Origin of the sequence: Zunongwangia profunda SM-A87 (genome assembly GCF_000023465.1) — a bacterium.
In the GTDB taxonomy this organism is placed as follows: Bacteria; Bacteroidota; Bacteroidia; order Flavobacteriales; family Flavobacteriaceae; genus Zunongwangia; species Zunongwangia profunda.
The window spans coordinates 3,705,087-3,721,008 of record NC_014041.1; the positions used below are offsets into that span (position 1 = coordinate 3,705,087).

Sequence of the window (15,922 nt, forward strand, 5' to 3'; positions counted from 1 at the left end):
TTATATTTACCTGATATATAATATATTTGCGAAACTTCTTTAAGTAAAAATATTAGAAGCATTCGCTTTGAATCTCGAATAGAAAACTGGTAATTTTTAAGGAACGAGATGATAGGTGAAATGCTCACGGCCCCGGGGGCGTGAGCTTATAACTTATTGTTCCAAGGTATACCAGTACCTCTATTCGGTAAGTTGAGCCACGCCCTTTTTTATTTTCGCACATCGGGCCGTTTCTCTTCATAATTTTCAAAGTGATTTTCTATAATTTTTAAGTCTCGCAATCCCAAAATATACAGTTTTGGTTATCACATCTTATGTCTAATGGTAAGCTTGTTGCGGGACAGGCTAAAATTTACATCATCCCGTGGGTGCTGTTAACCCTATTTTGTACAGTGTGGGTTGGGAAAAGCCTAAGGGCTTTGGGAACATTGTTACTATCGCAATTTCGGCTATAGGGAGCCGTCATGCCCCTACTCCTTTATCTAGAGGATAGGGATAATTTGAATTAAGCTCTAAGCTTTTCCCCCGTGAGATTGGCGTCTGGACGGGGAAGGCTTAAGCTTAAATAAAACATTGTTTCATTTAAATCACACGTAAAATTATGAAAAATAATTACTCGTGCCATACATACGTGGCGCTAATAATTATAGGCGGGATACTCTTGCTCCTGCCCAAAGCTGCACACGCCGCAAACCCTACTCCCCTGCTCTTGCAACAACAAGTAATTACCGGGACGGTAACAGATCAAAACGGCCTTTCCATTCCGGGCGTTAGTATTATTTTAAAAGATACCAAACGGGGTGTGGTCACCAACTTGGACGGTGAATATCGTATTACTGCTTCCGCAAACGCTACTTTGGTTTTTTCGTATATCGGCTTTAAAACCCGGGAAGTACCCATAGACGGTCGAGAGGTAATCAATATTCAACTGGAAGAAGATATCGCCGCCCTGGGTGAAGTACAAATCAATGCCGGCTATTATAATACCACCCGAAGGGAAAGCACAGGAAATATTGCGAGAGTCACGGCCGAGGAAATAGAAAACCAACCGGTCATTAGTCCGCTGCAAGCATTACAGGGAAGAATGGCTGGGGTAGAGGTTACTATGGGCGGCGCAAACCCTGGGGCGGCTGCTACCATAAGAATCAGGGGAACAAACAGCCTTCGGGAAGAAGGAAATTATCCTTTGTATATCATTGATGGCGTACCTATAAGTTCCATCCCTACCGAAAGCAATTCCCTATTAAGTTCGTCAGGTATCGATCCTTTAAATAATCTAAATCCTTCAAATATAAAAAGCATCGAAGTTTTAAAGGATGCCGATGCCACGGCAATCTACGGCTCCAGGGGTGCCAATGGGGTGGTACTTATTACCACCAAATCGGGAAATAAAATCGGTACCGGTCTAGAAGCCAGAGTCTATACCGCGATCTCTACCGTACCGCGAAGGTTAGATCTACTAACCATCCCACAGTATTTACAACTAAGACAGCAAGCTTTTGAAAATGACGGGATAGAACCCACGGCAAATAATGCTTATGATTTACTGCTCTGGGACCAGGATCGCTATACCGACTGGCAGGATTTTGTATTTGGCGGTCAAGCACAAACGACCAATGCCAACCTTTCCTTTACCGGTGGCAGTGAAAATACCTCCTATAGGTTAGGAGGCTCTTATCTTCGGCAAGGAACTATTTATCCGGCAGATTATAATTATCATAAAATCACCGGCAATCTTAGCTTAAATCATTATTCGGAAGATCGAAAGTTCAATTTGGGAACTTCCATAAATTATGGAATTGATCATAATGAGCTGGCCGGCAACTTAAATTTAGGGCCTTCTGTTTTTTTGTTACCCCCTAATGCCCCCACCGTATTTAACCCGGACGGATCATTACACTGGGAAGATTGGAGTGCTGCCGGCATTCCCAACCCGTTAGAGGGCTATTTTAATGATAGCAATACACAGACCCGTAGTTTTATAGCTAATACCTATCTTTCTTATGAGGTTTTACAAGGCTTACAATTAAAAACCAGTTTGGGGTACACCAATTATACCACAGACGAATTAAGAAAAATACCAGGAAGGTCGTATAACCCGGCAGAGAATCCCCAAAACAGGTCTGCCCACTTAAATACCAGTAGAACCTCGTGGATAGTGGAGCCGCAACTTCTTTATCACTCCAAGTTTGGACATTTGGAAGGTGATTTTATACTGGGAGCAACATTACAGGCAGAAAACTCTTCTCGCGAGAGCTTGCAGGGAACGGGCTATGCCACAGAATCCCTTATAGGGAATCTGGCCGCAGCTGAAATGATCATCAATGCTCAAAGCGCAAGTACCCAATACCGCTATGCCGCTTTGTTCTCCCGGTTTGGTTTTAACTGGGATCAAAAATACTATGTAAATCTAACCGCAAGAAGGGATGGTTCCAGCCGTTTTGGCCCCAACAACAGGTTTTCTAATTTTGGTGCTGTAGGGGTAGCCTGGATTTTTACCGAAGAGCAATTTATCGAAAATCAGCTTTCCTTTTTATCCTTCGGAAAACTACGGGGAAGTTACGGAAGTACAGGAAATGACCAGATTGGTGATTATGGCTATTTGGATGCTTATGAAGCGACCAGGGGCCCCGGTGGATTATACCCCACCTCCCTTGCCAATCCAGACTATTCCTGGGAGGTAAACAAGAAATTAGAAGCCGGCGTGGAACTGGGCCTTTTAAATGATCGGATAAATTTTAGTTTCAGCTGGTACCGCAATCGTTCTTCCAATCAATTGGTAGGCTATCCCCTGCCCGCCATCACAGGATTTCAGACGGTACAGGCAAACCTTCCTGCTACCGTTGAGAACAGGGGGATTGAAGTAGAGTTTACCACCTACAATATTCGTCATAACAATTTTAGTTGGACAACCTCTTTTAACCTTAGCAGACAAAAAAATGAGCTTATTAGTTATCCAGAGATAGAACAATCTTCCTATGCCAATGTATATAAAGTAGGGTATCCGCTTAACATTGTTTTAAACTACAATTATACGGGAGTAGACCCGGAAACCGGTTTATACACTTTTCAAGATGTTAATGAAGACGGAAGGCTAGATATACAAGACAGAATAAATATTCAAGATCGTAACCGCGAATTCTTTGGAGGCATTAGCAATAATATTACCTATAAAAATTTTCATTTTCAATTCCTTTGGGAGTTTGTAAAACAACCTGGTAGACTATCATATCTTAATGCCGGCCGCACAAGTAATATACTAGCTTTTTATCTAAGTGAGCCTAACTTGCAAATTCCCACTACTTCTTATCAGGGTAGCGTGGCATACAGCAATGCGCTAAATAGTTCGGTCTTTAACCAGGATGGTTCATTCCTTCGCTTAAAAACCCTGGCCGCTTCTTACAACCTGGAAAAAATAGCCGGAAAACTAGGGCTTCAACAGTGCCAGTTATTTCTCAATGCTCAAAACCTTATCACGCTTACCTCTTATAAAGGCTTAGACCCGGAATCTCCGGTAGGCGGATCATCTATTAGTAATCTTCGTACCATCTCAGGAGGATTACAATTAAAATTTTAAAATCCAGTATATGAAATCTAATCGAACAATCGTAAAAATACTCCTTGCGCTAACTGTAGTGTTACATTTTGGCTGTGAGGATTTGGTATCTATAGATGTTCCTACCAATAAACTGGTACGAAGCCAGGTCTTTGATAGTGAGCAAACCGCTATTAGTGCCTTAACAGGTATTTACAACCAATTGTACCTGTCGGCTTTCTCAAACGGCTCCTGGAATAGCATTTCGGTAGTATCAGGTTTATCGTCAGATAATATCCAAAACATTAATACTTCCAATCTGGACAGGATGGAGTTTCAGGAACACCAAATTAATCCCGAAAACTCCTATAATCTGGAATTATGGTCCAGTGCCTATAATATCATTTATATGACCAATGCATGCCTGGAAGGACTGTACAATTCAGAGAAAATAGCTCCCGACCTGGCCATTCAATTGGAAGGAGAAGCTCGCTTTGTGAGGGCTTTTACTTATTTTAATTTGGTGAACCTTTATGGATCAGTTCCCTTAATCCTTACCACAAACTATGAGCGTAATGCCCTTGCTGAAAAATCAAGTGTCGAAATAGTGTATCAACAGATTATTGATGATCTTGAATTTTCTTCTGAAGTTTTAAATCCCTCTTACCGCACCGGAGAAAGAATCACTGCAAATAAATTTGCCGCAACGGCGCTGTTGGCAAGGGTCTATTTATATAATGAAGAATGGCAAATGGCTGAAATGCTTAGTACTGAAGTGATAAACGAATCTTCCACTTATCAAATACTGGATAGTTTAAATACCGTATTTCTAGCGAATAGTCGTGAGGCCATCTGGCAAATTTCGCCCATTGGAGGCGGTGGGATAGCCACTAATACCAATGACGGAAACATTTTTGTTATCGATCCTGTCTTTTCCTTTTTTGCCAGTATACAACTGCGAGAAGGGCTTGTAAATACATTTCAGGAAGAAGATAAACGTCTTGCAAACTGGATTGGATATAACGAATCCCTAAACGCGTATTTCGCCCATAAATATAAAATACGCACCAGTTCCGATTTTCCAATTATAGAATATTCAATGGTGTTACGATTAGCAGAGCAATATTTAATAAGGGCCGAAGCAAGAGTATATCAAGGAAAATTGTCTGAAGCACAAAATGATTTAAACGTCATCCGTGAACGGGCAGACTTGCTCCCCTTTGAAGCACAATCAGAAACAATGCTACTGGATGAACTATTTATCCAACGACAAAAAGAGCTTTTTACCGAGTGGGGACATCGTTGGCTCGATCTTAAAAGAAGCAAAAGAGCGCAGTCTGTTTTCGGGTCAGACCCATTATGGGATTCCGGTGATCTCTTATATCCCATTCCCACCCAGGAGCTTATTAAAAATCCAAATTTAACCCAGAATGATGGCTATTAAAAAATGTATATCTATCGCGATGATCCTAATCCTCAAACTTCATACCTGGGGGTTGGCTGCTCAATCCTTCCCCCCTCAGGTAACTAATGATCCCATTCCATTAGACAACAGTGTGCGGTATGGAACCCTGGATAATGGCTTTACGTATTATATAAAGAAAACCCAAGAGCCTAAAAAGGAAGTCTATATGAAGCTTGCCGTCAAAGCAGGTTCCTTTTTCGAGACGCGATCCCAGGAAGGATATGCCCATCTTCTGGAACATGTAGCGCTATTTAATAAGAATCCAACTGATTTTCATGCCAGGGTAAAGTATCAAGGGATGATCCCTCGAGCCCAAACAGGACAAGTTGTTACGAAATACCAGATCGTTATCCCCGATGCTAATAATGAAAAAATAGCATTAGGATTAAATGCACTAAAATCCTGGGCAGCAGAAATAAAGTTTGATCAATCTCAGGTAGCTGTTCAACGGGGTGCCGTTCTGGGGGAAATGAGAACTAAGAATCCTTATCAGCAATGGCTGAATAAGAAGTATGGAGAAATACTATTACAAAATGTTGAATTTCCAATATACTCCAAGGAAAGATTGGTAAAAAAACTTAAACATTTCAACATGGGCCCATTAAAGAAATTCTATAAAGATTGGTATAGGCCTGATAGGCAAGCTGCGATTATCGTTGGGGATATAAATCTTGACAGTATTCAAATCTTGATTGAGAAAAATTTTTCGGATTTAAACAATCCAAAAAACCAGAAAGATGATGAAGATATTATAAAAAGATTCGCAATTGAGCTTAAAGGAAATAATCAATATGTAACATTTAAAGACAGTATTGATCCCGGGAGAAGGTTAACGATGTTTATAAAGGAGAAAAATCACGATTATAATAAAATTTCAAAAAGAGATTTTTATCATATGTTTTTGCAAAAAATGGTTAATTATATAGCTGAAAAGCGGTCTCAAAAATTTCAGAAACAGTATGATCCTCCCTTCGCTAATTATATAAACCGGCATACCACATCTAATGGTTTTAAAGAACAGGTAGTAGTGTCGGCTATGGAGGTAAATTTAGATGATCATCCCACAGCTATTGATAAACAGATTTATGCTGCCTTAACGGGATATAAATCATTATTTTCAGGAATAACAGATCAGGAAGTACAAGAAGCCCGGAAACTACTAAAATCAGAATTTAGCATGGCTTACAAAAACAATGTAAACCTTGCCGAGGCTTACCTTGATAATTTTATTCAAGGATCTGCCGTGCCTTCTACGAAAACACAAACAGAACTTTATGATCTTTTATCTGCGATAAAAGTAAGCGAGGTACAGCAATTTGCCGATAAGAAGGCCAGCCTACTTGAAAATAAAGACTTTATTTTCATTAATATCCCTAAAAATAGTCTACCGGGTACAAAGAAAATGATAGACCTATTAAAAGAGGTTGCTAATACCCCTATCGCTTTCAATCCTCCCATACTTAACATGGAACTATCCGATAGTATTTTAAAATTTAGTGGTGGCAGTAATACTAAAGGTGATGCATCCACAAACCTAATAGGGGTTACCCGGGTTAAGTTAACTAATGGAATTGATGTATGGTTAAAGCCTTCCAAACCAAGATCAGAGGTATTTAAAAACCAAATAGAAATTTTGGGTTTTAAACCACTGGTTACCGGCCATAACAATAAAAATATACTATCGAAAATATTAGCCCATTCTTATGCTTCTTACGCAGGGGCCGGAGGTTTTAATAAATTTCAGGTGGCTCACTATTTAGAAGAACATCATCTAAAACTCCATTTTGGAACGGATGAAAACGATTTTGTTATCAAAGGAACATTTAAGGAGAAGAATTTGGAAGATTTTTTAAAATTATTTTTTCTAAAAATACAGCTACCCGATAAAGATACGGCTGCCTTTACTTCCTGGAAGGAAAAAGAAAAAGCTTTACTTGCCATCAGGGGGGGATCGGATTTTTTTCGAGGGGAAATCAAAAAAATCTGGTATCCGGATGCCCCATCTGTTGACAAAGAAATTTTAGATACCATAAGCAGAGAACTTTTACTTAGTGCATATCAAAAACACTTTTCCGATTTTAAGAATTACACCTTTATTATAACCGGAGACTTTACTACTGACCTACTGCTTAAAAAAGTACAGAAGTATTTTGCAGCCTTGCCTGTATCCAAAAAAGAAGATGATCTAGAACATGTTTCAAAAGCGTTCAGTTTAAGAAAACGAAACGATACCATCAGACTTGAAAGATTAAATCAGGCTTTTGCAGAAATCTATTATCCTGTAAAGATCAAAACTCCGGTCGATAGCAAATCACAGGTGATACTGGATATCATTAATTCGGGTTTTAATGAACAGATCAATAAAAGGTTACGAATAGGATCATATAGTCCACGGGCTAGTGGATACTGGCTGGATAAAAAAAAAGGGATATATACATTCTTCGTCAATTTTGATAGTGAATTGGGCAATGAACAACGTATGCTTGATTATGCCGAAGAGGAGGTTATGAAATTCCGAAAAACCGGGGTCGACCAAGATTGGTTGGATGCTACAATAGATTTAAAACTAAACGAATATCAACGCAACATCAATAGTTTTGGCTATTTCAATTTCTGGCCAGACTACCTTAAAAAGGCCATTAAAAATAAAGAAAACCCAGAGAATTGGATATTGCAATATCCCTCGCTTTTAAAAAATTTCATATCCCTGGAGGAAATCAATGAAGCTATTCAGAATTACCTTAGTACAGCATATCAGCAAACATTTCTGATCCTACCAAAAGAAACGGTGTATTAGAGTCTTATAAATAGGCATTAAAAAAAGCACATTGGCAGTTTTTGCCAATGTGCTTTATCTCCATTCCAATGAATACTAAGGTTGAATTAAAATGGGTTCTCCATCTACACTATCATCCTTTCGTGTATTCACGTCCATTTCGTCATAGAGATCATAAATTGGTCCTTCTTCTCCAAATTGAACTCTACAGGTTTCATTACCTCCCGTACATGCTTGCTCTGGGATGGCCTGCCAATTACCATCTACAAGAACATAATCCTGAGCTTGTACATTTGGATCAGACTTTGGACTAACGCTTGCAAAGGTCAATCCTATGGCAAAAATGATTCCCAACATCGGTAAAATTACTTTTAACTTTTTCATGGTTTTAAGTTTTAATACATACCTACTCTTTGAAGGATTTTCGGCTTCTCCTACTTTCTGCGCAAAAAGATTTGTCATTTTCTTGGGTGTAAATTTCCAGCGCATCACTGGAAAAAAGAAAGTAGTTTCTATTAAAGGCTACGATCATTTACAATAGTAAATTTCATCAAATAACCTCAAATAAAATGGTCGCTAAAGCCTAAAAGCTATTCTGTTATGATGATGACCAGAAATTTTCTATTCTGTATTGCGAAGGGGTCTTCCCGTATTGAAGCCTAAACTTCCTGGAAAAATGAGAGTGATCTTTAAAACCGCATTTTTGGCTAATGATAGAAATCGGTATTTCTGTAGTACGGATTAACAGGGCGCCTTTTTCCAGCCTCTTTTGCATATGAAACCTCGGGATCGTGATACCATACATCTTCTTAAATTCTTCTTTGAGCTTCGTTTTATTAGTACGGTGGATAAGTCCCAATTCTTTAAGGGAAGGAAGCTCCTTATGAAGATTTCGAAGGATATATAAACGCACTTGCTTAACCAGGGATTTTGTTGCGGTACTTTCTTTTTTCTCTGAATTCGAGGATCTGGCAGTAGTCCTTCTTTTCCCACCCTCCCTTTCTTTATTTTTGAAACGAAAAACATTCATTACATAAGAAATATGGGCATCAGAGCCTATCATTTTCTGCACAGTACAAAAAGCTCGATAGAACTTAATATTTTTAATTACAAAATCTACAAAGAGTAATCGCCGATAGTTTTTATCTCGGTTTAAACGCAGTTCCTCTTTTAACATTTTAACCGAAATATTTGAAAGAATTTCTGATACCGGCCTGCCCCGGTATTCTTTATCCCATTGCAGTATTTGAGGGGTGTTGGGAGTATATGCGCTAATGTGATACTCTTTATCCAAAAAAATCACAAAATATAATTCGGGATGTTCCATCAACTGCTGGGGGTTAAAACAGGAATCCTCGATCTCCTCAGACATCATGTTCAATAATAATGAAATAGTATCAAAAGGATCACTACGCCCAGGGGAATCTTGTCGAAACATAAAATTACCACAGGCAATCTCGATAATTTGATTGCATAACGAATCGAATCTCATTTTATCCTCCTTACTCATTTGTTTTTTCATAATTATAGTTTTTAGTATGGGTTACTTTATATAGTCCTGTAGAAACGAAAGCGCCTCGTCCTTATCAGTAAATATCTGGGTAGGATAAGGCGGTTCGCTTGCTTTTACATATAGGCGGGCAACCTTCATGGCAAGCTCATCTTCTACCAGCAGGGCGAGGGCTTTAGTCAAATTGCCACCTTCAATGGCCAAATAATCCCTGGCTTGCTTTTGTGCTGTGGTCACGCCTCGTAAATCGCAAAATATAGGATAGGAATTCTCGTTTTGAAGTTGTAAGCGTTCACTTACAATCGTCTTAGCCATGGGCCCGTCAATCTCATATATCTCTTTATAGATAAAATAGAAAATTCCATGGGAAATCCACATTTTTGCGTATGTACCATCCACCATCATCCCGTAAAAATTTGAATATCACTAATATAAATAAAAAATCAATATGTCTCAATAGCCCGGTATCCAGGCATTATAAAGTAAAAGAAAGCTACTCTCATAGATTTTAATGGTATTTGAACGAAAAGCCGAATAACTATTCCGAAAAGCCTTTTTATTATAACGGTCAGGATTATGATCAATATTTATCATAGCTTAAAAAAGAAAATTTTTACATGAAAAAGTTATGGCTAAGGTTAAACACAATAATTTCCTGGATACCGTTGATGAAGTCATCACTAATGCCACCAATGCCGGGGTCATCCATTTACAGGCAACGGGCGATGCGTTAAATGGACGGTATATAACTATTAATGGAAAACCTTCATATCATTTCGGAACAACAGGTTACCTGGGTCTTGAACAAGATAGACGGTTAAAAAATGCCGCGAAAGAGGCTATTGAAAAGTATGGCACACAATTTCCCTTATCCAAAACATATATTTCACATCCGCTCTATGCGCCGCTAGAAGAAAAGATTTTCGAAATGTATGGACACCCCATACTTATCACAAAAAATAGTACCCTGGGGCATTTAGCCGTAATTCCGACGGCTGTTCGGTACGGCGATGCCGTGATACTGGACCACCAGGTGCACTGGAGTGTTCAAAGTGCGACCGAGGTATTAAAGTCAAAAGGAATAACCGTGCGAATGATCCGACATAGCAATATGGATATGCTGGAACACGCTATCAAAGCATTACAAAATAAAGCCAGGAAAATTTGGTATATGGCAGATGGGGTGTATTCTATGTACGGGGATTTTTCCCCTTTACAGGATTTGATGGAGTTATCGAAAAAATATCCCCAGTTACATCTCTATATTGATGATGTACACGGAATGAGCTGGAAAGGACCATACGGTACGGGATATGTGATGTCGGTATTAAAAGAGCTTCCCCAAAATATACTACTGTTTGGTACACTGAGTAAAACTTTTGGAGCCAGTGGCGCAGTACTAGTTTGCCCTGATAAGAAATTACATCAAAAGATTAAAAATTTTGGAGGGCCTCTTACATTTTCTGCCCAGCTGGAACCAGCCTCTGTGGCTGCCGCAACTGCTTCGGCCAATATTCATCTATCTCCCGAGATCTATGCGTTACAATCAGAATTGGAACAAAAAATCAATTACTTCAATCATTTAGTGGCGTTAACAGATTTGCCGCTGGTACATAAAAACAGCTCCCCGGTATTTTACATTGGCACCGGACGACCTGCCACCGGGTATAATTTTGTTAAGAAAATGATCGATGCCGGATTTTTTGTAAACCTTGGATTGTTTCCGGCTGTTCCCGTTAAGAATACCGGGGTTAGGATAACGATTTCCAGACATAACAAATTAAAGGATATCAAGGTATTAGTGGATGCGATGATCCATCATTTTCCCATAGCAATGACAGACACCCATACTGACCTAAGCAAGATTCACAAATCATTTGGAATGCCGCAACCTAAAGAGCATCATACTTTAGCTACACCGTTTGAGGAATTACAGCTGGAATATACCGAAAGCATTCAACAGATAAACAAAACGGAATGGGATACCTGTTTTTCCGGAAAAGGTACGTTCGACTGGGACGGTCTTGCATTTTTGGAAAAGGTCTTTACCAACAATCAATTACAGGAGCATAACTGGGGATTTCACTATATCACGATAAAGGATCAAGACGCCAAGATAATCTTGGCAGCCCCGCTTACTAGTGCACTCTTAAAAAATGACATGCTTTCCGAGGTAAATACCTCAAAAGCCATCGAAGAATTGCGGATAGAAGATCCCTATTATATGACCGATGTGGCACTATCCCTAGGTTCTGTTTTTTCAGAGGGCGCTCATTTATTCTTAAACGATGCTCATCCAAAGCATCTTCAAGCCACAGGATTATTTCTCGAGAAACTTGAGGAAATAAAAACCAGAGTTGGTGCTCAACTTATTATATTAAGGGATTTTGAAAAAACAAATACTTTGAACACTTTCCTCCATGAGCAGGGTTTTATTGCCATAGCTTTACCCGATGCTTGTGAACTTACCAATATCCATTGGAAGAGTGAAGAGCAGTATTTGAATATACTTAGTAAACGATCCAGAAAGCATTTTAGAAAAGAGATTAAAGTTTTTGAAAACTATTTTACCCTATCGATAATAAAAGATCCATCCCCTTCTGAAATTGATCAATTCTATAGATTGTTCCAACAGGTGTGGCGCCATAACTTAGGGATTAACACCTTTATGTTTCCAAAAAAATTGTTTGTGGAAATGGGGAAACATCAAAATTGGGAGTTTTTAGTCCTCACATTGAATGCAAACCTTGAGCCCTCGGCAAACGTTATTGGTGTGATGTTTTGCACCCATTCGGGACATACGTATATTCCTAGCTTAGTAGGCATGGATTATGATCAAAACAAAAAATTTAATACCTATCGACAACTACTATATCAAACCATTAAAAGAGCAAATGAGCTTAATTGTACCAAGGTAGATTTAGGATTTAGCGCGAGTTTCGAAAAAAGAAAATTAGGAGCAAAATTAATCCCAAAAGTAGCCTATATTCAGGCAGATGATAACTTTAGTCTTGAAGCCCTGGACTGGCTTAGAAAAAATTGAGACCTCCCCCTTTGAAGTATATTTTTAAATATTTACCCGTTAAAAAGCCCTATTGAAAATAGCACAACAAAGGCATTATTTGTTTTCAAAAAATACCGAAGTTATGCTCACATGTAGCGAACATTATAAGTAAAAACTAAATTTTTCAATAGCGATTAATTTTTTATGCAATCAGCTCTGAAAAATTCTAAAATAAAGATGAAAAATATAGTTCAATCATATCCGCTAGAGTGGCTTGATTTATTAATAACAGTCACACTCAATCCTACCAAGACAAAAGTGAGGGCTATAACTAATGAGCAATTTAATAATATTATTAATCGTATTCCTGAAGAAAACATTCGTCTTCAAAAACTTATTAAAACCCATGTATTTTCCACTACGAAAGAGGCAGAAATTGCTTTACTGATCAAACAGTATCATTCATCGCTTATTGCCCTACTTGATCAGACACTCGAAAATCAAAAAGAAGACACCTCTCGAAAGCTTATTTTAAAAAAAGTCTTTAAAGTGCTGCTCTCCAATATAGATGAGTTGCTATCTTTTATTGAAACCCGCTTTTCTACTAATCTTATCCTGGACGAAAGGGTTCCAGAGATGTATCTCTCCGTTACCAAAAAAGAGCTAAAGAAAAAATTAGATAAGCTTAAATCAAATGCCAGTCTGACGCTTAAAGCACATCCCGCATTTGAAATCATTCTTAAAAGATTATATCATTTTATAAATAGCACACATCTTCATTATGAAGTGACATTTCGGGATATTTTTTATAAAAAAACACTTGTTCAAGGACTTGGAGGACTTGAATATAATAAAGAAGAAGTAGAAGCGTACTCCGCTTTGGATGAATTCCTAATCTATTTAAACTTTAACAGCAAGGCCTATATGAACCTGTTTACGAATCATATCGCCAAACAAATAAACAGACATGATAGTACCATTGAAAAGATGGATACACTACTCTATTATTACAAAGCTTTCAATCAATTACATCGTAAGCCGGAGATGATCCTTAATCCGAAATTCCATGATCTGGAAACCGTTTTGGGGAATTGGTTTACGCAGGAAATTCTTTACCTGGAAAAGAAATTACATCTATCAGTTGTTCCACTACAAAGCAAAAAGAAAAACCCGGTAGACAAGCAAGCAATTGCAAAGGAAAAACAAAAAGTACTTTGTATGCTTTCCACCGATCAAATGGGACTTATTCTTCGTGCTTCCGATGAACTACGAATATTAGTTGCAAAATCCATGAGCCAGGTATTCAAAACAATCGTTCCTCATTTATCAACCCCTTATAAAGAAGATCTGTCTTACGATGGCATGCGTAGCAAATCGTATGTAGCAGAAGAACGTGATAAACAAATAGCTGTGGAAACCCTGGAACGAATTATTAAAAAAATCAAAGAATATTAAAACCACTATACCATGAAAAAGCTATTTCTCATATTCATGATCATCCCTGTGATGGGATGTCAAACAAATCAAAAACCTGATAAGGAGACTGTCTTAAAAATAATCAATGATGATCTAAACTTTCCACGTACTATTGATTATGAAATCTTTTGTAGTGATCCTGCTCATGCTAAAAAGCTACTTAATTTAAAGCTTGATACAACAGGAATGGTTACTATTCAGAAAACACAAAAATTAAAAGATATCGGTTCACCGTTAATCTCTTTTACCGAAGCAGCCCAACCGTATCTGATTCAACCTACAGAAAAGCAAAGGAAGCTCGACATTCAAAAAGTAAAGATTGCAGAAGAAACCATAGATAACATCAAACTCGGAAATAGGTCTGAATCCAATGGAAAAACATCTATCCCGGTGACTTATACAGTAACCTGTACCAATATCACCCCATTTTCGGCCTTGATAAAACGTGATTTTTCCAAACCAATAAACCGCTCCGCTGCACTTCTTTTCACAGATGGTAAATGGAAATTGATAAAGCCATAAAATCATCCCTCCATATCATAAACACAAAAGAGAACTTTTTAAGAAGGTTCTCTTTTTTTTTGAATAATCTCTCTTCCCGAAAGACATCTATTTCATTAAGGTTCCAATGGTTACAAAAAGGTTCCAACAAAAAGTTGGACTTGTAGTAGCTTGCATTCGTGCGTTTCTTTGTTATCGAAATTAATAGAAAAACCCCGTCACAAGATTGATGGGCTTAATAGTAACGATAAAAAAACAGCTTATGTTTAGCCAAATTTCATGGACAGACTACCTGTTGGCAGTCACCATACTACTAGCTATTTATTATTTGTTTGTTGGGATACGGTATTTTTCTGGTGATCTTAAAGCTCTATTGTCAGGAAAACGAAAACATATCTTAAAGACATCTGGTTTTCCGCGAAATGAACCCTTCCAAAATACCGCTTCAGAAGATAATCCAGTAACCTCCAATGAGGAAGCCGATGACGAATTCGCAGAAGTAGAATACCTGATCGAAAAAGTGAAAACGGTGGTAACTGAAGCCCTAGGCAAACAACTGGTCAAAGAAGAATTTAAACACTACCTGCGACTGGTCTTAAAAGATTACCCAAACGTAAAAACATCCGGGCTCCGTCCTTCGGTCAATGAACTGATTGTATCGGAGTGCGAAAAACAAGGGATTGTTGCTTTTAATGAAGAGGAAGTGGATGAGTTGTGGAGTGGAGAAGAGCAATAATCCCAGCGGAACGTCTTTCCCTGTCTAACCCCGAGCCAAAGGGCAAAAGTGATTGAAAAAGATGGGTAGGTGACGGCGAAAGCGTTCCGCTTTTTTTAAAAATTTTAAGTGTAACCTAAATATGATGAATGATGAAAATGTGCAGCAAGAAAACAACAAAGTTTAACGGAAAAAAGGTGATCACCATTTGTGCCGCTATGGCATTATTAACCATTCAATACAGTGCCTATGCTCAGGATGGTATTGAGGGAATCAACGAAGCCAACACCAAAGTACGCAGCTACTTTGCCGCAGGCACCAACCTGATGTATGCCGTGGGAGCTATCCTTGGCTTAATTGGGGCAGTCAAGGTGTATCAAAAATGGAATAATGGCGATCAGGATACCGGCAAAGTGGCTGCCGCCTGGTTTGGCAGTTGTATTTTCCTGGTGGTTGTGGCTACCGTGATCCAGTCATTCTTCGGTATCTAAAATCCCTGAAGTATGCAGACACAATTAAAAGAAAAGTTGTGGGCGTTTATCGTCCACAACAATCCTGAATTGATGTTCAATTTGCAGGAAGACTATTCGGTGACCACTTATCTGGATTCAAAAGTAAAGGACATTATGCCTTTGGCGGAACAATTACTTTCTGAAAACCGACCCGTGTATGTTGTGGAAGAATTATGTCTGGAGCAGATGACTGAAGAGCTTAAACCTTCCCGTTACCACTACCTCCTTTCCATACTTGAAGAAGAATTTTCTGCCGACTATGAGCGGTTACGGGAAAGCGGCACGCTCACCTATGAAGTCGTCAACCTGATTGTTTACTGCAAGGACATCTTTGACGGATACGGATTTAATACAGTAAATGAAGACGACAGGCAATTGAGATATACTGTTATTGGTCAGATACACGAGTATCTCAATTAACTACTGAG

At 38.6% G+C, this 15,922-nt stretch carries 12 protein-coding genes; 9 read left to right on the forward strand and 3 right to left on the reverse strand.

Features of this window, described 5'->3' with window-relative positions; genetic code table 11:
* The first annotated feature begins 601 nt into the window (after positions 1-601).
* From ZPR_RS16290 to ZPR_RS16300, 3 genes are read left to right on the forward strand one after another with little or no spacing between them, the layout of a single operon-like run.
* The gene (locus ZPR_RS16290) at positions 602-3,577 is read left to right on the forward strand and encodes a SusC/RagA family TonB-linked outer membrane protein (protein ID WP_041579020.1); all 2,976 of its coding nucleotides are present in this window, start codon (positions 602-604) and stop codon (positions 3,575-3,577) included.
* 10 nt (positions 3,578-3,587) lie between these two features.
* A complete protein-coding gene (locus tag ZPR_RS16295; RefSeq protein ID WP_041579021.1) occupies positions 3,588-4,979 on the forward strand; it encodes a RagB/SusD family nutrient uptake outer membrane protein in 1,392 nt (463 codons plus the stop codon).
* The gene (locus ZPR_RS16300) at positions 4,966-7,797 is read left to right on the forward strand and encodes a M16 family metallopeptidase (RefSeq protein WP_083759784.1); all 2,832 of its coding nucleotides are present in this window, start codon (positions 4,966-4,968) and stop codon (positions 7,795-7,797) included. Before ZPR_RS16295 ends, ZPR_RS16300 begins: the two co-directional genes overlap by 14 nt.
* 75 nt (positions 7,798-7,872) lie before the next feature.
* Here ZPR_RS16300 and ZPR_RS16305 read toward each other — a convergent pair whose 3' ends face one another.
* The 3 genes from ZPR_RS16305 to ZPR_RS16315 form a co-directional block, all read right to left on the reverse strand.
* A complete protein-coding gene (locus ZPR_RS16305; RefSeq protein ID WP_233421315.1) occupies positions 7,873-8,238 on the reverse strand; it encodes a DUF6520 family protein in 366 nt (121 codons plus the stop codon).
* A gap of 136 nt (positions 8,239-8,374) precedes the next feature.
* Positions 8,375-9,298, reverse strand: a complete 924-nt coding sequence (locus tag ZPR_RS16310; protein ID WP_013072851.1) for a helix-turn-helix transcriptional regulator — start codon at positions 9,296-9,298, stop codon at positions 8,375-8,377.
* A 21-nt stretch (positions 9,299-9,319) separates the two neighbouring features.
* On the reverse strand, positions 9,320-9,691 hold the full coding sequence (locus ZPR_RS16315; RefSeq protein ID WP_148211755.1) for a DUF7793 family protein: 372 nt from the start codon (positions 9,689-9,691) through the stop codon (positions 9,320-9,322).
* A 223-nt stretch (positions 9,692-9,914) separates the two neighbouring features.
* Between ZPR_RS16315 and ZPR_RS16320 the strand changes: the two genes are divergently transcribed.
* The 6 genes from ZPR_RS16320 (at position 9,915) to ZPR_RS16345 (ending at position 15,914) form a co-directional block, all read left to right on the forward strand.
* Complete coding sequence (locus tag ZPR_RS16320; RefSeq protein WP_013072854.1) at positions 9,915-12,329, forward strand: bifunctional aminotransferase class I/II-fold pyridoxal phosphate-dependent enzyme/GNAT family N-acetyltransferase; 2,415 nt, start codon at positions 9,915-9,917, stop codon at positions 12,327-12,329.
* Positions 12,330-12,527: 198 nt separating this feature from the next.
* Positions 12,528-13,745, forward strand: a complete 1,218-nt coding sequence (locus ZPR_RS16325; protein ID WP_148211756.1) for a hypothetical protein — start codon at positions 12,528-12,530, stop codon at positions 13,743-13,745.
* Positions 13,746-13,757: 12 nt separating this feature from the next.
* Positions 13,758-14,288 carry a hypothetical protein gene (locus ZPR_RS16330; RefSeq protein WP_013072856.1) on the forward strand — a complete coding sequence of 177 codons (531 nt, stop codon included), beginning with the start codon at positions 13,758-13,760 and terminating at the stop codon, positions 14,286-14,288.
* A 208-nt stretch (positions 14,289-14,496) separates the two neighbouring features.
* The gene (locus tag ZPR_RS16335; RefSeq protein ID WP_013072857.1) at positions 14,497-15,003 is read left to right on the forward strand and encodes a hypothetical protein; all 507 of its coding nucleotides are present in this window, start codon (positions 14,497-14,499) and stop codon (positions 15,001-15,003) included.
* A 197-nt stretch (positions 15,004-15,200) separates the two neighbouring features.
* Entirely contained in the window at positions 15,201-15,473 is a 273-nt protein-coding gene (locus ZPR_RS16340) for a DUF4134 domain-containing protein (RefSeq protein ID WP_233421434.1), read from the forward strand.
* Between the two features lie 12 nt (positions 15,474-15,485).
* On the forward strand, positions 15,486-15,914 hold the full coding sequence (locus ZPR_RS16345; RefSeq protein ID WP_013072859.1) for a hypothetical protein: 429 nt from the start codon (positions 15,486-15,488) through the stop codon (positions 15,912-15,914).
* The last annotated feature ends 8 nt before the right edge of the window (positions 15,915-15,922 follow it).